Annotated in this window: 14 protein-coding genes and 1 rRNA gene; 14 read left to right on the forward strand and 1 reads right to left on the reverse strand. The window is 59.4% G+C overall.

The features are described 5' to 3' along the window. Positions 1–89 precede the first annotated feature (89 nt). The 7 genes from rrf (at position 90) to pgaD (ending at position 9,275) form a co-directional block, all read left to right on the forward strand. Positions 90–205: ribosomal RNA gene (gene rrf / locus CFII68_RS14735) — 5S ribosomal RNA — on the forward strand. A 174-nt stretch (positions 206–379) separates the two neighbouring features. Further along, entirely contained in the window at positions 380–1,015 is a 636-nt protein-coding gene (locus CFII68_RS14730; RefSeq protein WP_018606580.1) for a hypothetical protein, read from the forward strand. A gap of 157 nt (positions 1,016–1,172) precedes the next feature. After that, the gene (locus tag CFII68_RS14725; RefSeq protein ID WP_050585395.1) at positions 1,173–2,678 is read left to right on the forward strand and encodes a YdgA family protein; all 1,506 of its coding nucleotides are present in this window, start codon (positions 1,173–1,175) and stop codon (positions 2,676–2,678) included. Positions 2,679–2,924: 246 nt separating this feature from the next. Next, positions 2,925–5,405 (forward strand): poly-beta-1,6 N-acetyl-D-glucosamine export porin PgaA, encoded by a 2,481-nt coding sequence (gene pgaA / locus CFII68_RS14720; protein WP_018606584.1) that lies wholly within the window; start codon positions 2,925–2,927, stop codon positions 5,403–5,405. Between the two features lie 12 nt (positions 5,406–5,417). Beyond that, positions 5,418–7,415, forward strand: coding sequence for a poly-beta-1,6-N-acetyl-D-glucosamine N-deacetylase PgaB (gene pgaB / locus CFII68_RS14715; protein ID WP_018606586.1), 1,998 nt, complete (start codon positions 5,418–5,420; stop codon positions 7,413–7,415). A 1-nt stretch (position 7,416) separates the two neighbouring features. Further along, positions 7,417–8,772 carry a poly-beta-1,6-N-acetyl-D-glucosamine synthase gene (gene pgaC / locus CFII68_RS14710; RefSeq protein ID WP_018606587.1) on the forward strand — a complete coding sequence of 452 codons (1,356 nt, stop codon included), beginning with the start codon at positions 7,417–7,419 and terminating at the stop codon, positions 8,770–8,772. Then, the gene (pgaD, locus tag CFII68_RS14705) at positions 8,769–9,275 is read left to right on the forward strand and encodes a poly-beta-1,6-N-acetyl-D-glucosamine biosynthesis protein PgaD (RefSeq protein WP_018606590.1); all 507 of its coding nucleotides are present in this window, start codon (positions 8,769–8,771) and stop codon (positions 9,273–9,275) included. Before pgaC ends, pgaD begins: the two co-directional genes overlap by 4 nt. Positions 9,276–9,330: 55 nt before the next feature. On the opposite strand, the gene CFII68_RS14700 is transcribed toward pgaD, so the two are convergent. Beyond that, positions 9,331–10,863 (reverse strand): apoptosis inducing factor family protein, encoded by a 1,533-nt coding sequence (locus CFII68_RS14700; protein ID WP_018606592.1) that lies wholly within the window; start codon positions 10,861–10,863, stop codon positions 9,331–9,333. A gap of 139 nt (positions 10,864–11,002) precedes the next feature. Here CFII68_RS14700 and CFII68_RS14695 point away from each other — a divergent pair, with 139 nt between their 5' ends. The 7 genes from CFII68_RS14695 (at position 11,003) to CFII68_RS14670 (ending at position 20,045) form a co-directional block, all read left to right on the forward strand. Then, complete coding sequence (locus CFII68_RS14695) at positions 11,003–11,563, forward strand: YbhB/YbcL family Raf kinase inhibitor-like protein (protein ID WP_018606595.1); 561 nt, start codon at positions 11,003–11,005, stop codon at positions 11,561–11,563. 154 nt (positions 11,564–11,717) lie between these two features. Next, positions 11,718–11,891 carry a hypothetical protein gene (locus CFII68_RS27700; RefSeq protein ID WP_018606597.1) on the forward strand — a complete coding sequence of 58 codons (174 nt, stop codon included), beginning with the start codon at positions 11,718–11,720 and terminating at the stop codon, positions 11,889–11,891. A gap of 39 nt (positions 11,892–11,930) precedes the next feature. After that, entirely contained in the window at positions 11,931–13,244 is a 1,314-nt protein-coding gene (locus CFII68_RS14690; RefSeq protein WP_018606599.1) for an MFS transporter, read from the forward strand. 119 nt (positions 13,245–13,363) lie between these two features. After that, complete coding sequence (locus CFII68_RS14685) at positions 13,364–14,821, forward strand: DUF3375 domain-containing protein (protein WP_018606601.1); 1,458 nt, start codon at positions 13,364–13,366, stop codon at positions 14,819–14,821. Then, a complete protein-coding gene (locus CFII68_RS14680; protein WP_018606603.1) occupies positions 14,808–15,509 on the forward strand; it encodes a DUF4194 domain-containing protein in 702 nt (233 codons plus the stop codon). Before CFII68_RS14685 ends, CFII68_RS14680 begins: the two co-directional genes overlap by 14 nt. Next, a complete protein-coding gene (locus CFII68_RS14675; RefSeq protein WP_018606605.1) occupies positions 15,506–18,880 on the forward strand; it encodes an ATP-binding protein in 3,375 nt (1,124 codons plus the stop codon). The genes CFII68_RS14680 and CFII68_RS14675 overlap by 4 nt, the downstream gene beginning before the upstream one ends. Further along, a complete protein-coding gene (locus CFII68_RS14670; protein ID WP_018606607.1) occupies positions 18,867–20,045 on the forward strand; it encodes a DUF3322 domain-containing protein in 1,179 nt (392 codons plus the stop codon). Before CFII68_RS14675 ends, CFII68_RS14670 begins: the two co-directional genes overlap by 14 nt. Positions 20,046–20,067: the final 22 nt, after the last annotated feature.

A 20,067-nucleotide genomic window follows, 5' to 3' on the forward strand; every position in this document is an offset into this window, starting at 1 on the left:
ATCTGCTGATGCAGGTAGGGGTTTTGTTTTTAGTAGAAATCATCGATTTTACTGACACGTTGCTGTTGAACGGGTCGGTCACAGAATTTCTTGACGACCATAGAGCATTGGAACCACCTGATCCCATCCCGAACTCAGCAGTGAAACGATGCATCGCCGATGGTAGTGTGGGGTTTCCCCATGTGAGAGTAGGTCATCGTCAAGATTGAATTCCCAGAACCCCTGTCTGCATCAGCAGCCAGGGGTTTTGTCGTCTTGGGCCGGTAATCGGATCAAGCCCATGATGCCCCGGCAAACCCCCAATGCCGTTGCTATGCTGTGAGAGTCGGGCCTTGGCGACCAAGGGCCCGCGACGTCACTGGTCATGGGGATTCCAATAATGAAAAACCCTTATGCTCCCGGCTTTTGGTGCGCCACCGCGGCATTGCTGCTGCTTTCGGCCACTTATTTCTATGGCGTCATGCTCACTCACCAGATCGACAAGGCGCTGCTGTTCCTCGATAGCGCGGCGGCGTTGATTGGCGTGATATCCATCGCAGTCGTGGCCTGGGCATCGCTTCAGGGCCAGCGCATCAAGAAAAAACACCTTGAACAAGGCAAGACTCTGGTGCTGATTTGGGACACCAAGGTGGCGCTGCGCCGCGTTGAAACGGTGTTTGATCGTTACTTCTGGGGCAGTTACTGGCAGCCTGGTCGCACATTCCAGGAAGTCATGGGCGAGCTCACCGGTACCCCGCTGGAAAAAAGCCTCGAAGCGCTGAAAACCCAGTGCGCTGCCCTGGACAAGCAGGTTACTCAGGAGGGCTGGCACTGGCTCAACAACGCCCGCGAGTTGTGCGATGTGGCTAACGCCATGGCCCGTGAGCGCTATCAACTGGACTTCTGCGACTCACGTACTGAGTCATCGGGTGCGGCAGTGATCAATCGCGATTTCGAAGTGCTGGTGTACACCTGGACGGCCCGTCTCAAGACTTTCGACCATCAGCTCGACGAGATCGAAGTCCAATATTCGTAGACCACCTCGCAAGAAAACGTTTTTACCCCTTTAAACATTGGGCCCGCAGGGGTGCCTGATGGTAATCTCCCCTCCTCTTTACGGCGTCGAGCCACACCCTTCGCGGGTCACGGAAGACGACGGCTTTCTTCAACCATGGATATCGATCGGGTCACTCATGAATAAATCAGCAAGCGTACTTCTGGGAATCGTTGTGGCTGTCGGTGCTATCAGCGCGGGCGGCGCCTGGTACACCGGGACCAAACTCGAAGGCGTTTTGACGAACGCTATTGCCGACAGCAATAAGCAAATGCAGACAGCCTTGGCCGGTTCCAACAGCACTGCCACCCTGGAGCTGGTTTCCATGGACCGTGGAACGTTCAGCAGCACCGCCCACTACCGTCTCAAAGGCGAGGGCGAGATATTCGGCGGCGAGCCGGTTGAGCTGCTCTTCGTCGACCAGATCGAGCACGGTCCTCTGCCATTCTCGCGCTTGATTACGCTCAAGTGGCTGCCGGTCATGGCCACCAGTCACACCGCTCTTGAGCGCAATCCACTGACTGACAAGTGGTTCGCTGCGACCAAGGACCAGTCCCCGCTCAAGGGTGTGGTCAACCTGGGCTACGACGAGTCCATCAACGGCACCTACGAGCTGCTGCCATTGGAAACGAAGCTGGATGAGCAATCCCAGCTCACCTTCTCCGGCCTGAAATTTGACGTGGCCGCCAGTGCCCAAGGCCAGAAGATCAAGGCCGACGGCTACATGGACAGCTTCAAGTTGACCACCGTCGCCGAAGACCAGACTCCGGTGCAAGTCGAGCTGAACGGCCTGACATTGGCCAGCAACCTGAGCAAAAGCTCCTACGGTTACTACATGGGTGACAACACCCTGCTGCTGAGCAACACCAAGGCCACCTTCGGTGAGCCGAAGTCGGTGCTGGGCCTGAAGAACTTCGAGATGAAGAACAGCAGCACCGAGAGCGGCACCAGCGCTTCGGGGCGTGCCGATTACAAGATCGGTGAGCTGTCGTTCAACGACAAGACCATCGGTTCGGCGCAGATGGCAGTCAGCCTGAAGAACCTGGACATCCCGGCCACCATGTCGCTGATGCAGATTTACCAGACCAAGCTGCAACCCTACGAAAAAGCGGCTGCCGAGGCCGCAGCAACCGGTGAGCCGGCGCCAGAGCTGAGCCTGACCGAAGCTGAAGAAACGCAGGTCAAGGCCGACCTGGAGAAACTCCTGGCCGGCGCCCCGCAAGTGGCGCTGGAAAACCTGTCGTTCAACACCGCCAACGGTGAAAGCCGGGCCAGCCTGATCGTTGATCTGGCCAAGCCGCAGTCCATGGATTTGCCACCGGATGAATTGGGACGTCAGTTGCTCGCCCTGCTGGACTTCAATCTCAAGGTCTCCAAGCCGATGCTGGTGGACCTGATGACCGTACAGGCACAGATGGAAGGCCAGACGGACGCCAAGCTGATCGCCGATCAGGCCACTGCCACCAGCGATATGTTCAGCGCCATGGCAGTCGGTACTCAACTGGCGACCCTTGAAGGCAACGATGTTGTCACCAAGCTGCACTACGCCAACAATCAGGTCGATTTCAACGGCCAGAAGATGACCGTTGAGCAATTCACGGCATTCGTGATGAGTAAGCTGGGTGGTGGCGTCGCCATCCAGTAAGCCGTTCAAGCAACATCCAGAACCCGGCCCGTGCATGATGCATGGGCCGGGTTTTTTTACGCCCATCGATCAGCCCAGCGCCGAAATCTGTACCGATTCTGAAGAATTGTGGCGTTCCTGAAGATGATCCGCCTGAGAGTGCAAGACTAGGCCCATTAGAGCTTGGCTGGATTCCTTTGATCCGGCTTCCTGTTTGATGGGCAAGGGGGCACTGCGACCCGGCTGGCCATGTAAGGATGCTGACGAATGCCGCGTACTGTGGGTCCTTTTATTCAACGTGGTTTGCGCCCGTTGTTTCGCGTCGCGCTGTGCAGCCAATTGTGCTGGCCGATGCTGGCGTTTGCCGATACCGCCTATGACCAAATGGTGCTCGACGCTCGTGCAGGCCATTACACGCCTGCGCTGACCGTGTTGCGCCAGGTGCCGGCTGGCCAGGCCAGCACTGCGCAGATCAGCGACCACCTGCAGATCGCCAGTTGGGCCGGCCTCGACGCCGAGGTGGTGACGGTCTATGAGACCCAGGGCCGCCGTCGAGCGCTGCCTGTCCAGGCGCTGACCACTACGGCTCGCGCCTATCGAAACCTCAAGCGTTGGGATTCGGCGCAAGAGCTGTACCGCCAGGCCTTGGTGATCGATCCAAAGAATCCCGACCTGCAACTCGGCCTGGCCTTGACCCAGGCCGATGGCGGTCAGCCCGACGAAGCCGTCACCCGCGCCAAGGCCATGGTCGCCGCCAAACCGGCAGACCCGATGCGTCGACTGGCGCTGGGTTATGCCCTGACCCGCGCCAACAACCCCCACGAAGCGCTGTTCGAATACGACCAGGCCTTCACCCGCGCGGGCAACAGCCCAGAGATTGCACGCGAATACATCTACGCCCTGCAACGCGCGCGGCTGCCCGAGCCGGCGCTGCGCCTGGCGCGTCTGCAGCCGGGGCTGATCGAACGTGGTGTGCAGCGCCGCCTGGAAGGTGACGTAGCAGCCGAACGGGTGCGCCTGGCGGACATGACCAGTCGCAGTGAACAGGAGCGCTTCGTCATTGCCGACCGCGCCCTGGCCGACTACGACAAGCTGCTCGCCACCTGGACCCCGGTGGCCGAGGCCCATGACGACGTACTCCGTTGGCGCATCGATCGCATGGGCGCGCTCAATGCCCGCGCCCGTCGGGCTGAAGTGATTGCCGAATACCAGAAGCTGATCGCCGAGGGCGTGAGCATTCCCACGTATGCCCTGCGTTGGGTGGCTTCTTCCTATCTGGAGCAGCGTGAGCCGGAAATCGCCGTCGAGCTGTACCGCCGGGTTCTGATCGCGCCGGATGCCGATCCTGCGGAGCGCTTCGAGGACAGCACCGCGCTCTACTACGCGCTGCTGGAAAGTGAAAAATCCGCAGAGGCCCGCGCACTGGCCGAAGACATGGCGAAAGCCCAGCCTCCACGCGTCGAGCTCAAGGGTCTGCCGATCGGCAACCCCAACGATGAATGGATGGATGCCCAGCAACTCGCCGCCCAGGCTGGCACTTACGGCGCCGACCTGCCTTCTGCCGAAGCGCGCCTGGACACCCTGGTCAACCAAGGCCCCGGCAACACCGGCATGCGCCTGGCCCAGGCCGATATGTACCAGGCCCGTGACTGGCCGCGCCGTTCGGAAAACCTCCTCAAGGAAGTCGAGGCCACGATCGCGCGCAACCGTGACCTGGAAATCGCCCAGGCCCGCGCCGCCATGGATTTGCAGGAATGGCGGCAGATGGATGCACTGACCGACGATGTGGTCGCCCGCTATCCGGAAAACGCCCATGTCAAACGCCTGCAACGCCAGCGCGACGTACACGACATGGCCGAACTGCGCATCGAGGCCTACACCGGCAAGAGCTATGGCGGTGGTAACGGTGATGCCGGTGCCGTCACTGGCAGTCGGGACTTTGGTATCGAGACGCTGCTCTACAGCCCGCCCATCGATGAAGACTGGCGGCTGTTCGGCGGTGCCGGCTACGCCACCGGTGATTTCGAGGAAGGCACCGGCCACCATCGCTGGCAGCGCCTGGGCGTGGAGCGTCGCACCCGGGACATGACGCTGGAAGCGGAGGTCTCCAATCACTCCTATGGCTCCGGCGACAAGCAGGGCGCGCGGCTGGCCGTGGCGCGGGACATCGACGACCACTGGCAGTACGGCGGCAGCCTGGATTACCTCTCGGCCAATACCCCGTTGCGGGCGCTCAACAGCGGCATTCGCGCCAACGGCGGTAGCGGTTTCGTACGCTGGCGGGCCAATGAAAGCCGCGAGTGGCGACTGGCTGTCAGCCCGTCCCATTTCAGCGATGGCAACAACCGCCTCGAAACCCAGCTGACCGGTCGCGAGGGCATCTACAGCGCGCCGCGCCTGCAAGTGGAGCTGGGGTTGGAAGTGGGTGCCAGCCGTAATAGCGGTTCCAACGAAGTGCCTTATTTCAATCCGAAATCGGATTTCAGCGTCATGCCGACCGTGAGCGCCAACCACGTGTTGTACCGCCGCTACGAAACCACGTGGAGCCAGCAGTTCCAGGTCGGTGCCGGTACCTACAGCCAGCGCGACTACAACACTGCGGCCATGGGATTGCTCAGCTACGGCCAGCGTTTCATCTGGAACGACGTGCTGGAGGCCGGTGCCGCGCTGAGCTGGCTCAACCGCCCCTACGACGGCGATCGCGAAAGCGATCTGCGCCTGCTTGTCGACCTCACCTATCGCTTCTAGAAGAGTTTGAAGATGCCTGTTATTTCGCGATTCATCCTTCTGCTGGGGGTCTTGCTGATCAGCGCTTGTGCCCAGCAAGCCCCGGCGTTCACGCCGCCCTCGCAGCGCCCGCTGGCGGCCAATGACGCCCCATGGCCAAAGAACCATGTGCTCGGCATCGCCTACCACGATGTCGACGACCGTGACCCGGACCAGGCGCTGGTGGCCGTGCGTACCGAACGCCTGATCGAGCAACTGGCGTGGCTGCGGGAAAACAACTACCAGCCGGTCACAGTGGATCAGATCATCACGGCCCGCAATGGCGGCCCGGAACTGCCGCCGCGTGCGGTGCTGCTGAGTTTCGACGACGGCTACGCAAGCTTCTACACCCGCGTCATGCCCATCCTGCGCGCCTATAACTGGCCGGCGATCCTCGCCCCGGTCGGCAGTTGGGTGGACACGCCGCTGAATCAAACGGTGGATTTCGCCGGGGTACCGCGCAAGCGTTCCGAGTTCCTGACCTGGGAGCAGATTCGCGAGGTTTCCAAATCGGGCCTGGTGGAAATCGCCGCCCACACCGATGCCAACCACAAAGGCATCCTCGCCAACCCGCAAGGCAACCAGCAACCCGCCGCGACCACCCGACGCTACGACCCCGTCACCGGTCGTTATGAGGCCGAGGCCGATTTCCAGGCTCGCTTGCGCAAGGACGTGGCGGCCATTTCCGAGAAAATTCGCAAGGTCACCGGCTACAGCCCGCGCGTCTGGGTCTGGCCTTACGGTGAAGCCGACGGCACGGCGTTGCAGGTGATTGGCAGCGAGGGTTATCAAATGGCCCTGACCCTGGAAGACGGTCTCGACAGCCTGGGTAACTTGATGAGTGGTCCACGCTTCCTGGTGGCGTCCGATCCGGATGGTGCCCGTTTCGCCGAAAGCATCGTCTCCGTACAGACGATGGACCCGATGCGCGTGGTGCATGTCGACCTGGATTACGTCTACGACCCGGACCCGGTGCAGCAGGACGTCAATGTCGGCAAGTTGGTCCAGCGCATCTCCGACCTGGGCGCCAATACGGTGTTCCTGCAAGCCTTCGCCGACCCGAAAGGCGACGGCCTCGTGCATTCGTTGTACTTCCCCAACCGTCACCTGCCGGTACGTGCCGACCTGTTCGACCGGGTTGCATGGCAGTTGCGCACCCGGGCCAATGCCAAGGTCTATGCCTGGATGCCGGTGCTCAGTTTCGCCCTGGACGCGAAGCTTTCGCGGGTACAGCGCTGGGATCCGAAAACCGGCAAGACCGGCGTCGCCCCTGACCAATACGTGCGCCTGTCGCCATTCGACCCGAACGTGCGCAAAGTCATCGGCGAGATCTACCAGGACCTGGCGCGGATGAGCTCGTTGGATGGCGTTCTGTACCATGACGATGCGGTGTTCTCCGACTTCGAGGATGCCAGCCCTGCGGCCCTGAAAGTCTATGCCGCCCACGGTTTGCCGACGTCCATCGCCACTCTGCGGGACGATCCGGCGGCGATGCGACGCTGGACCCGCTTCAAGAGCCGCTACCTGATCGACTTCACCCATGAGCTGACCGCCAAGGTCCGGGCGATTCGCGGTCCGCAGATCCTGACGGCGCGCAATATCTTTGCCGAACCGATGCTCAATCCAGAAAGCGAAGCCTGGTTCGCCCAGAACCTCGATGACTTCCTCGGTGCCTACGACTGGACGGCACCGATGGCCATGCCGTTGATGGAAAACCAGACCCTCCAGCAATCCGGCCCCTGGCTCGATCGCCTGGTGGACACCGTCAAGGCCCGCCCCGGCGCGCTCAAGCGCACGGTGTTCGAATTGCAGGCCCGGGACTGGAACAGCAAGCCGGTCAGCGACATCGGCGGCAAACAATTGGCCGACTGGATGGGGCGTCTCAAGCGCAAAGGCGTGACCAGTTTCGGTTACTACCCGGACAACTTCATCGAAGACCAGCCCGCTGTGAAAACCGTGCGGCCGGCGCTCTCCAACAAGTGGAATCCTTGACATGCTCGACAGACTGCTCGCTCTGCTGGTGCTGGCGATCGTCCTCGGGGTGCCCCTGGGCCTGATCTTCCTGGTCACCGGGCAATTCCTGATGGACTTCGTGTTCTTTTACCCGCTGTTCATGTCCGGGCTGTGGATCGCCGGCGGCCTGTATTTCTGGCTGCACTGGGAACGCCACTGGCCGTGGAAGGACGACACCTTGCCACCGCCCCTGGCCGGCGAGCCGTTGATCAGCATCCTGATCCCGTGCTTCAACGAAGGCGATAACGTCGCCGACACCATTCACGCGGCGCTGGGCCAGCATTACCCGAACATCGAAGTCATCGCGATCAACGACGGCTCCAAGGACAACACCGCCCAGATGCTTGATCGACTGGCAGCTGAAGACCCGCGCCTGCGCGTCTTGCACCTGGCAGAAAACCAGGGCAAGGCCGTGGCCCTGCGCATGGGCGCCATCGCGGCGCGCAGCGAATACCTGGTGTGCATCGACGGTGACGCGCTGCTGGCGCCGAACACCTGTGCTTACCTGGTGGCGCCGATGCTAGACAACGCCCGCCTCGGCGCGGTGACCGGCAACCCGCGCATCCGCACCCGCTCGACCTTGGTGGGCCGGGTCCAGGTCGGCGAATTTTCCTCGATCATCGGCCTGATCAAGCGCACCCAACGGGTGTTCGGGCGGATCTTCACTGTGTCCGGCGTGATCGTCGCGTTCCGTCGCACGGCCCTGCACCGGGTTGGCTACTGGAGCCCGGACATGATCACCGAAGACATCGACATCAGTTGGAAGCTGCAACTGGATCACTGGAGCATCTTCTACGAGCCGCGCGCGCTGTGCTGGATCCTCATGCCCGAAACCCTGCGCGGCCTGTGGCGGCAACGGCTGCGCTGGGCCCAGGGTGGTGCGGAAGTGCTGTTCAAGAACATCCGTGGCATCTGGCAATACCGCCACCGCTACCTGTGGCCGTTGTTGTTCGAATATTGCCTGTCCACCGGTTGGGCGTTCACGTTCCTGCTGTCGGTGATTTTCTGGGGCGCCGGCAAATTCGTCGAAATGCCGGCGGCCATCGCGGTCGATCACCTCATGCCGCCAGCCTTCACCGGGTTGTTGCTGGCGGTGGTGTGCCTGCTGCAGTTCGCGGTGAGCATCCTGATTGATCGGCGTTACGAAAAAGGCCTCTGGCACATCATGTTCTGGGTGGTCTGGTACCCGTTGGTGTTCTGGCTGATCAGCCTGTTCACCACCTTGGTGAGTTTCCCCAAAGTGCTGTTTGGGCAGCATCAGAAGCGTGCGCGCTGGATCAGTCCGGATCGCGGTATCAAACCGTTCGATGATCAGGAAGAGGAAGTGATCCGATGAAAATTATCAGGACCCGACAACGGCCTTTTCTGGTGCTCATCGATGCGTTTTTTACCGTGCTGGCGTGGGTGGGGCTGTTGTACCTGCTGGTCAATGGGCTGTGGCCGCTGTTCGCGAGCCAGGCCGGTTCGCGCCCGGGAGGGTCCCTGTTCGATACCCTGGGGACCTTGCAGATCTATGGCTGGATCGCGTTGGTCAACGCGGTGCTATTGATTACCTGGGCGCGTTACCAACAGCGCAAAAGCCGTAGCTTCGCCCAGCGCCGGTCGCCGGCCCCGGTAGTGAATGACCAGGGCTTGAGCGCCAGTTTCAAGTTGACCGACGAGCGCCTGGACACGCTGCGCCAGCCCGGCTCGAAGACTATTCACAACAACCAGGACGGCGACATCAGCCACGTCGTGCCGCACTTCCACTTGCTCACCCCCGACTTGCAGCCACCGCCCCTGGCGCCAATGGAGCGGCCTTGCGTGATTCACCTGCCGGCCGATCAGTCCGTGCATTGACGCCATCGCGAGCAAGCTCGCTCCCACAGGGGATTTTGGGGTGTGTGGGACAGATCTACGACGAGAAGTCCCGGATCAGCCGCCATGCCTCGTCCACCGGCAACGGTTGTTTCATGCGCTGGGCCAACGCCGCCATGGCCCGGCCTTCATCACAGGCCACCGCGGCGACAACGAGGCCGTCCTTGCCCAGCAGGGCAATAAAGGGTGGTTGCTCGGGCGTGCCCTTGAATTCCACTTCGTCCCAGTGCTCGGCGTGGCCAAGATAGTCGTAGCGTTTGCCAAAGTGATAGGTCCAGAAAAACGGCACGTCCAGGTAGTGCTCGTCGCCGCCGAGCATGTTCGCAGCGGCAATGCGGGCCTGTTGCTGGGCCAGGCGCCAATGCTCGATACGCTGGGGCTGGCCGTTGAGGGGGAAGGTGGCGATATCACCGACAGCCCATAAGCCATCAGTCACTCGCATGCCCGCGTCGACGGACAGTGACTGGTCCTGTTCCCGTGGCAACCCGGCAAAGGCCTCGGTGGCCGGGCGCACGCCGACGCCAATGATCACCAGGTCCGCGGCAACGCGCTGGCCGTTATCCAGCACCACGGCTTCGACCTTGCCCGCCCCCTCGATCTGCGCCGCTTCGCTGTCGGTGCGGTACACCACACCATTGGCTCGATGTCGGGCCAGGATGGCCTGGCCGACGCTCTCGCCCAACTGCGCGGCGAACGGCACCGGATGCCGGGCCAGGACGGTGACGTCCAGCTCGCGCTTGCGCAGGGACGAGGCCACCTCCATGGCGATGAAACTGTCGCCGATGATCACCACCTGTTGCCCGGGCCGGACCGTGTCGAGAATCTGCCGGGCGTGGGCGATCGAACGCAGCACGAAGACTTGCGGCAAATCGATGCCCGGTAGCGCCGGCGTCTTGGGTACCCCGCCAGTGGCAATCAGCGCGGCGTCGTAGTCCAGATGCCGGCCATCGACGAGCTGGATTTGCCGAGCGTCGGGGTCCAAATGGGTGACCTCGCCATGGAGCCTTTCGATGCGTTGCTGGGTGAAATAGGTTTCATCGCGCAGCGGCGCCGTCTCGTTGACCGCCATGTCGCCGGCCAATACATACTTGCTCAGCACCGTACGGTCGTAGCCGGCTTCGGCCTCGCGGTCGATCATCAGGATTCGTCCGCCAAAACCCTTCTCGCGCAACGCCGCCGCGCAAGCCGTACCGGCAGCACCGGCGCCGATGATGACAAACGTGCGCGGGTCATCGGCCGGTGGGACTTTATCGGTTGGCAACGGTTGATCGTCGACCCAGACGTCACCGTCCCGGACCTCGACGTGATAGCGCGCGAGGCTGTCGAGGGCCGGCGGTTCACACAGGGCGCCGTCTTCAGCGCGGAACGCGGCCTTGTGCCACGGGCAAATCAGCCTTCCATGGCACACCGCGCCCTTGGCCAGTGGTGCGCCGGCGTGCGGGCATTTGCCCTGGAAGGCGCGCACCTGATCGCCAAAGCGCAACAGTAGGATGGACGTGTCGTCGATTTTGACTTCGAGGCCGCGGTCTTCACGAACATCGGCGAAACGGGCGACTTGATGCAGAGACATGGTCATTCTCCGGCAGGCGTTTCTCTTTGGATTCGCAGGACCGGAACGAGTTTCAGCGTAATTGTCACTGCACCCTTGGCGAAGCTGCGGCTATAGTTTGCAAGCCGTCCATGGCCTGACACGCACAAGGTGCCCCGGTATGACCCGATTGAACCCTCTCACCCCTTGGCTGGCGGCTGTCGCCCTGGTGCTGTGTGCACAAGGGGCTGCCCAGGCCGAGGAGCGTTTTACCCTCAGCATCCCCGGTGTGTCGGACGACCGCCTCTTCACGGCGGCGGCAGCCAGTGATGCCAACACCTGTGGTGGCAAGAACATTTCTCCGGCCCTGAGCTGGAACGCCGGCCCGCCCGGCACCCTCAGCTACGCCATCGTCATGTTGGACCCGGACGGTCAAAGGGGCCAAGGTGTCGACCACTGGGTCCACTACGGTATCAAGGCCACCACGCGGCAGATTCCGACGGGCGCCGGCACCAAGTCCTCGTTGGAAGGCATGAGCGGTATCAACAGCAAGAACACCCACGGCTACATCGGCCCTTGCCCGCCAGTCGGCGACAGCGCTCACCACTACCTGATCCAGCTTTTCGCTCTGGACCTGCCGCCGGAAGCCCTGCCCGCCGACCTCACTCGCGCCCAACTGATGGAAAAAATCAAAGGTCACGTCCTGCGCAACAGCAGCGTAGTGCGCCGCTACCACCGCTGACTCGAACAGCACAAAACCCCTGTGGCCAGGGAGCTTGCTCCCGCTGGGCTGAAGCAGCTCCCCACAGTAGCGCTGACGCCCCGACACAAAATTGGCATCACACGCCAAAAGCGAGCACTATCGAGCTCCTGTTCACTCATGCCGGAGGATGGCGATGACGCAGAAACCCGACGGCATCGCCCGCCTCCTGAACTGCCCCACCAAGGGCGACGAGATACGCCGGGCCATCGCCCAGAGCCGCAAGGATTTCCTGCCTGTCGACGAGGCCGAAGATGCCGAGCCAGGCCAGCCACCGGTTCAACCGGTGGACCATGATCGCGACGACTGAGCCGTCGCCCTCTCTCAAACTTATTGTTCAACTCTGCCTATGACTGCCACCCCTGTTCTACCCGGTGACCGATTCAGCCGATCCGATTACAAGACCCTGGGCCTGGCCGCCTTGGGAGGCGCGCTGGAGATCTACGATTTCATCATCTTCGTCTTCTTTGCCCTGACCCTCAGCCAGTTGTTCTTCCCGCCGGAAATGCCCGATTGGCTGCGCTTGCTGCAAAGCTTCGGGATTTTCGCCACCGGCTACCTGGCCCGGCCCCTGGGCGGCATTCTCATGGCGCACTTCGCCGATCGCCTGGGGCGCAAGCGGGTGTTCAGCCTGAGCATCCTGATGATGGCCTTGCCGTGCCTGCTCATCGGCGTGATGCCGACCTACGCGCAAATCGGTTATTTCGCGCCGTTGTTGCTGCTGGCGCTGCGCATCCTGCAGGGCGCGGCGGTGGGCGGTGAGGTGCCCAGCGCCTGGGTGTTCGTGGCCGAACATGCTCCGCTGCATCATCGTGGCTATGCCCTGGGTTTCCTCCAGGCCGGCCTGACCTTCGGCTACTTGCTGGGCGCCTTGACCGCAACAGCGCTGGCGCGGATCTACACACCGGCAGAGATTCTCGATTACGCCTGGCGCCTGCCGTTCCTGCTGGGGGGCGTCTTCGGCGTGATCGGCGTCTGGCTGCGTCGCTGGCTGAGCGAAACGCCGATCTTCATGGCCCTGCAAGCCAATCGCGAAGGCGCTGCGGAACTGCCGTTGCGCACGGTCCTGCGCGACCACCGCCAGGCGTTGCTGCCCGCCGCCATCCTGACCTGCGTGCTGACCTCTGCCGTGGTGGTGTTCGTGGTCATCACCCCGACCGTGATGCAGAAAAGCTTCGGCATGACCCCCAGCCACACCTTCGCCCTGAGCAGCCTGGGCATCGTCTTCCTGAACATCGGCTGCGTCCTGGCTGGGCTCATCGTCGACCGCATCGGCGCCTGGCGCACCGTCATGCTCTACAGCCTGCTGCTGCCCCTGGGCATCGCCGTGCTCTACGCCAGCCTGATCAGCGGCAGCGCCTGGCTGGGCCTGGCCTACGCCGTGGCCGGGCTGAGTTGCGGTGTGGTTGGTGCGGTGCCTTCGGTCATGGTTAGCCTGTTCCCGCCGAAGATCCGCGTGTCCGGCATCTCGCTCACCTACAACATCGCCTATGCGCTATGGGCCAGCATGACCCCGTTGATGCTGATTGCGCTGGTGCCGTGGAGCCCATGGGTGTGCGTGGCCTATTGCGGTGTGATGGGCGCGGTGGGCGTGGCTGCGGCGGCGTATTTTCCAAGGCGGGGGGCGCGTGTTTATGGTTCGGCGTTGGCGTCGGAACCCTGACTACAATCCGTAAGTTTTGTTGTAGGCCTTTTCTGAAGCAGTATGAGCCCGCCTGATTCGAGGTAGATTCAACGCACATTGTGTTTACCATGGGCATCTCTTCTGTTGGGGAGCCTTGCATGAAAGCCAGTACAGCCATTGCTACGTTTCGTCGGTTGCGGACCCAGCCATTGTGGCGGTTGTTGGCCTCCGATCATGGGCCGCTGACCCTGGGACTGCTCCAGACCCATCTGTACGAAAGCGAACGGGGTCTGCCTGCATCCATCTTCCATGAACGTATCGAACGGGAACTCGAAGAGCTTCGCGTGCGAGGCGAGCATCTGGGAACAGCGCAAAGCTATGTAGCGGGCTGGCTGTCGGAAGGCTATCTCGAACGGCGCTTCCCGCCAGGCGCGTCGGAAGAAGAATATGAGTTGTCCACCGCAGCCATCGAGGCGATCCGGTTCGTTTCGGGCATGGAGCAATCTCATTCGGCGGCGACCGAAAGCCGCCTGACTTTGGTCATTCAGGCACTGGTGCATCTGGCAGAGAACACCGATACGGATAAGCACCGGCGCATTGAGCGCCTCTTGGCCGAGCAAGCCCGCATCGGCAAGGAGATCGACGCCATTCAAGGCGGCCAGATGCGCGTGCTCTCAGAAGCCTCTGCCCTTGAAAGTACTCGCGAGATCATCGCACTGGCCGACGACTTGACGGCTGACTTTCGTCGTGTGCGCGATCAATTCGACCAGCTGAATCGGGGATTGCGGGAACGGGTCATGGACAGCGAAGGCAATCGAGGCGAGGTGCTTGATTCTCTTTTCGCGGGCATCGATCTGATTGGCGAGAGCGAAGCGGGCAGGACGTTTTCTGCATTCTGGCGATTGCTCACTGATCCCGAACAGGCGGCTATTCTCGATCAGGCGCTGGATAGTGTCATGTCACGCGAATTCATAGCCCGACTGGATACCGGGGACCGACGTTTCCTTCGACGTATGACGCGTACGTTGCTGGAGCAGGGCGGAGCGGTCCATGAGGTATTGCAAACCTTTGCTCGAAGTCTTCGTCATTTTGTGCAAAGCCGTGAGTACCTGGAACAACGGCGGCTGAATCAAGTGTTAAAAGGTGCTCAACGAGCGGCGCTTGGGCTGAAAGATGAGATCAAGGCGACAGAGACGTTGAATTATCGTCTCGACCTGACCAGTGCCAAGGTGCGCTCATATTCCCAGTGGAAACTCCATGACCCTTCTCTCCAGGCGCTTCCTAGTGAAATGCACGAAGGTGATGCCCCGACCATAGATCTCGAATCGGTCGGCGAACTGGTGGCCCAGTCGGAAATCGATTTCCGAACCCTAAAGGCTAACGTTCTGGATGTTCTGAGCCAACGAGCCCAGGCCACGATCGCCGATGTACTTGAACATTTTCCAGCTACCCAAGGACTGGGCAGCATAATCGGTCTGTTGGCGCTGGGTAGCCGTCACGGCTACAAGGGGCAGTCCCATGAAGTTGTAAGCTGGGTAGGTGGAGATGATTGCCCGCGTAGCGCCCGTATACCCACCCTCTTTTTCTCAAGGGAGCGAATGGATGAATTGGTCTGAAGAGCTGAATACCGACTCGCCTGGCGCCGCTACGACCATTGATGAGGCTGGTCCCGATGCGTTGTTCATCAATGATTGTGGCGAACTGCCACTTGATACACGTCGAGCCTTGGTCCAACTGCTCTCCGGCCCCTCGCTGGATGGCAGGCGGCACCCAAAGTTGTGGCCGATATTGATACGAGACGAAGCGGTTATTCGCCGACGCTTGGCAGATTTATTCCTTGATCTGGTGATCGATATTGACCTGCAAGTGGCATTCATTCGACAAGTCGATACTGGCGATATTGAAGCCCCTAGACTGCTTCGGCGTGCTCAGCTGACTTTCATCGACTCGATACTGCTGCTTCACTTACGTCACCTATTAACTCAGGCGGAATCTCATGGTGAGCGGGCCGTGGTCTCGACAGAGGAAATCGTCGAGTTTCTTCATATCTACGAACGAATCGGAAGTACCGATCAGGCAGGTTTTACCAAGCGGATTTACGCCTCGATCGAGAAAATAAAAAAACACAGCATCCTGCAAAAGATTCGCGCCAGCGAAAATCGATTCGAAGTTTCACCTACCCTGAAGCTGCTCTTTTCCGCCGAGGAGATCCAGGCGCTCACTCGTCTTTATCTGGACATGGCGGCTGGTGATATTCCCATGGGCGAAGAAACTGCAGAACCGGGAGAGGAAACAGACGAATGAATACACTTTCCCGAACCGGTCTGTTATTGGCTCCCGAGCAGTTTCGTATGTCGCGGTTGCAAGTTTACAACTGGGGCACGTTCTCCGGGGTGCACGATATACCTGTCTCTTCGCGGGGTTTTTTATTCGTCGGTCGATCCGGAGCCGGTAAATCGACCTTGCTGGACGCTTTTTCAGCGTTGTTGATACCCCCTCAGTGGGTTGATTTCAATGCTGCTGCCAGAGAAGCGGAAAAAACTGGGCGTGATCGCAACCTGGTCAGTTATGTGCGCGGAGCCTGGGCGGAACAGAAGGATGGTGAGTCCGGTGAAATCGCCACTCGTTATTTGCGCACCGGTACCACATGGTCCGCCTTGGCGTTGAGCTACTGTAACGATGCCGGACAGAGGGTGGTTCTCGTTCGACTTTTATGGGTCCGGGGTAATGCCAATGGCACAGGGGACGTGAAGCCGCATTTCCTGATCTTCGAAAGGGATTTTGATTTGCGCGAACTGGAAGAGTTTTCGAAATGGAATTTCGATGTACGCAAACTCAAGCAGACGTTCCCGGAGGCCGTCAGCCATGACAAGTTTCGTCCCTATTGCGAGCGTTTCTGTCGAATGCTGGGCATCGAGAGTGAAATGGCGCTTCGTTTGTTGCACAAAACACAGTCGGCAAAAAACCTGGGGGATCTCAACATATTCTTGCGAGATTTCATGCTCGACAAACCGGAAACCTTCGAGGTCGCTGACCGGCTGGTAAGCGAATTCGGTGAGCTCAACGCCGCGCATCAAGCTGTCGTCATTGCACGAGAGCAGGTTCAGACGCTGGCGCCTGCCCGGGATTTGTATCAGCAGATGCAGACGTTGCAACTCGAACACTCCAGCCTTGAAGAGCTTCGGATAGGGCTCAACCAATACGAGCAAATGCTACGCATTAATCTTCTGGGCAAGCACATTGCCGACTTGCGTATCGAGGCGCAGGGGCATCAAGGGGAGCATGACAAACTTCAAGCTGTACTGAAGAACCATAACGCAGGACTGCAAGACTTGGAGCGCCGACATGGCGAGTTGGGGGGCGACCAGATCCAGCAATGGAGAATGGATCTTGGGGCTCAGGAGTTGCAGCGCGACGAACGCTTGTTCAAGCGTCGGCAAGTTGATGAAGCCTGCCGGAAACTGGGTTGGACCTTGTGCACCACTCCTCAGGGTTTTGCAGAACAGGTTGGTGAGGCGCGAGAGGAAGCGGAGCGTTGGGAAAGTGGTAATGCAGGGAGTCGAGACCTCCACATTCAATTGGACGGAAAGAAGAAAGAGACCGAGAGCACTTTTGAACGAGTGCGTAGGGAGGTTCATGCACTCTTGCGCCAACCTTCCAACATCCCCGCGGACATGCTTGATCTGCGTGAGAAAATCGCTTCGGCCATTGGTGTTGCCGTCGATGCCTTGCCTTTTGTGGGTGAGTTAATTGAAGTGAAGCCAGAGGAGGCCGCGTGGCAAGGCGCCATTGAGCGAGTGCTACACGGTTTCGCCCTGTCGCTACTGGTGGGTGAGCGCCACTACGCAGCGCTTTCAAATCACCTCAACAACACGCATTTGGGCAAACGCCTGGTTTATTACCGGACGGGTAAGGTCGAGTCCTCGCTGACCAGGCCCAGCGGCGTCGAATCTCTTTTTCTCAAACTGAACGTAAAGAATGGTACTCAGGCCGACTGGCTCAGAACGGAGCTTCAACAACGTTTCAATTATAGCTGCGTCGATTCCGTCCAGGCGTTTCGAGGCGCAGAGCGTGCCTTGACGCGAGAGGGACAGATCAAGCACAGCAAGATCCGCCATGAAAAGGATGACCGTCGTAATATCAACGACCGTCGACATTGGGTTCTGGGTTTTGACAACCGTGACAAGCTGGCGCTGTATCAACAACAAGCGCAGGAGCTGGCCGACGAGATTGCTGGTCTTGACGCAAAAATCAGTGCGCTTTTGGAGCAGGACAAAACTCAAAGGATGCGGGCCATTGTCTGTCAGACGTTTGTAAATGTGCGTTGGCAGGAAATCGATGTTGCACCGTTGCTTGAGCGGATTTCCATGATTGAACGGCAGATCAAGGAAACCTTGTCAGGTAATGTCGCTTTAGAGGGGGTTGCCGAGCAGATCGCGCAATTAAAGGATAGGATCAAGCAAACCTCTGAGACGCTGCTGAATGCACGAGTAGCGTTAGAGACTGCGCAGAAACAGATCAGGATGGACGAGGAGAGGCTTCAGGCACTTCAATGCGACATGCCGGCCGTATCCCTCACACCTGACCAACAGCGAGGATTAAAGGAGCTTTACAACGCTTTATCGGATTTTGTCAACCTTGATAATCTCGACCGTGTGACAAGGTCCGTCGATAAAAAGTTGGGCGATGAGCAGTCAATCGTGGCGCAGAGTATTGCTGAACGCAAAAACGGCATCGAAAGAAGCTTCGACGACTTCAAGCGACGCTGGCCGATGGACGCCGGGGACCTGGATACCAGCCTGCTCAGCGCCCCCGATTTCTTCGCCAAACTGGCCCGGCTCGAATCCGACGGCCTGCCTGCCCATGAATATCGCTTCTTCGAGCTGTTGCGAAATCAGAGTCATCAGAATCTGGCGGCACTTTCCACTTATATGAATGACGCCCGCAAAGCCATTCTGGAGCGGATGGACTTGGTAAACGAAAGCCTCGACCAGGTACCGTTCAATCAGAGCACAAGTCAGAAAACCTTCCTTCGCATCGAAGCCAATGATCGACAATTGTCCGATGTTCGCGAATTTAAACAGCAGATCCAAGAGGTCCTGCTCCATGCATGGAGTGATGACCGGGAGTTTGCAGAATCGCGCTTTATAGAGTTGCGTAAGCTTGTCGAGCGGCTTTCCAGTCAGGACCCCGAACAAAAGCGTTGGCGTGATGCCGTGCTGGATGTTCGTCAACATGTCGAATTCATTGGCCGGGAAATCGACGAAGAAGGTATTGAAGTCGAAATTTATCGAAGCGGCGCGGGAAAATCCGGTGGGCAGCGGCAAAAACTGGCGACGACTTGCTTGGCCGCTGCGCTTCGGTATCAGTTAGGCGGCAGTGACCATGGTGTTCCTATGTATGCTCCTGTAATTCTCGATGAAGCCTTTGACAAGGCTGACAATGAGTTCACTGCGCTGGCGATGAATATATTTACCAACTTCGGTTTCCAGATGATTGTGGCCACGCCTCTTAAATCGGTGATGACTCTGGAGCCTTTCATCGGAGGCGCCTGTTTTGTGGATATCAGTGATCGCAAGACTTCATCTGTATTGCTAATTGAATACGACGACGGCCACCAGAAACTGAAATTACCAGCACATGTGCGCGAGGAGGCGGAGGTTGAAACTCCCTGAGGATGTTCGTGCGCTCCTGATTCGAAAATTTCGCACCAAACACCGTGAATGGATGCGAGCAGGTGTTGTCCCTCAGGAAGCACTGCTCACCTGGCCTCTGGAAATCAACCTGGGTATTCCGACGGAACAGGCTGCCTTGCGCCAATCCGAGGGCGTGCGTACCTGGGTGTCTTCCTGGCAAGCCTGGCAGGGGCCCGGCACTCTGGAGTGGAGTGAGCGGCGCTGGCGTTCGCTGGGCACTCAGCGCTTGCCCCGGAGTCTGATACTGGCAAATCCCGCTGAGATAGCCCTATGGATAGGTGAAACCACACGCTGGGCAACAGCTCAGGATCGCCACACGACATTGATTGGGCGATGGCCCATGCTTAGTGACGTCCTTACGCGACATTTTGATGTGCTGGCTGACTATAGCGAGACTGACTTTACTCACCTTGTTGAAATGCTGAAATGGATTAGCGATCACCCCAATTCAAACCTCTTCCCTCGGCAACTTCCAATCGCCGGCCTCGACAGTAAATGGTTGGAAAGTCGTAAGGGGTTGATCTCTGAGTTATTAGCTTACATTCAGAACGATCCTTTAAGCAGTCGGGACTTTTTCCTGAGATGCGGGCTCAAGCCGCTTCCTTTACTTATGCGGTTGCGCATTCTGGATCCTACCCTTCGGCGTCGGTTCGGCGGGCTGTCTGACATCACTGCTCCTTGGGAAGAGATTGCGGGCATGGACATGCCATTGAGCAGGGTATTTATCGTCGAGAATCTGCAAACAGGTCTCGCTTTTGAAGACTTGCCCGGAACGGTGTTGATCATGAGGTTGGGCTATGCCGTTGACATGTTAGGGCGTTTACCTTGGCTCACCCGCGTGCCTTGTTTCTATTGGGGTGACCTGGACACACACGGTTTTGCCATCGTAAGCCGTGCGCGCAGCTATCTGCCAAGCCTGAGGACGATACTGATGGATGAGCGCACGTTGTTGTCGTACAAAACATTGTGGGGGGAGGAGAAAGAGCCACACCCCTCCATCATGCTGGCCAATCTCACAGTAAGGGAGCAGGTCCTCTATGAGAAGCTCAAGCGCAACACGCTAGGGCAAAACGTGCGTCTGGAGCAGGAGCGAATATCGTGGGATTTCGCTTGGCGGGAGATACAGGAGGTGGCTAGTGATTGAAGAGGGTGTGCATTCGTCAGGC

This window comes from Pseudomonas sp. CFII68 (assembly GCF_000416195.1).
Taxonomy (GTDB): domain Bacteria; phylum Pseudomonadota; class Gammaproteobacteria; order Pseudomonadales; family Pseudomonadaceae; genus Aquipseudomonas; species Aquipseudomonas kilonensis.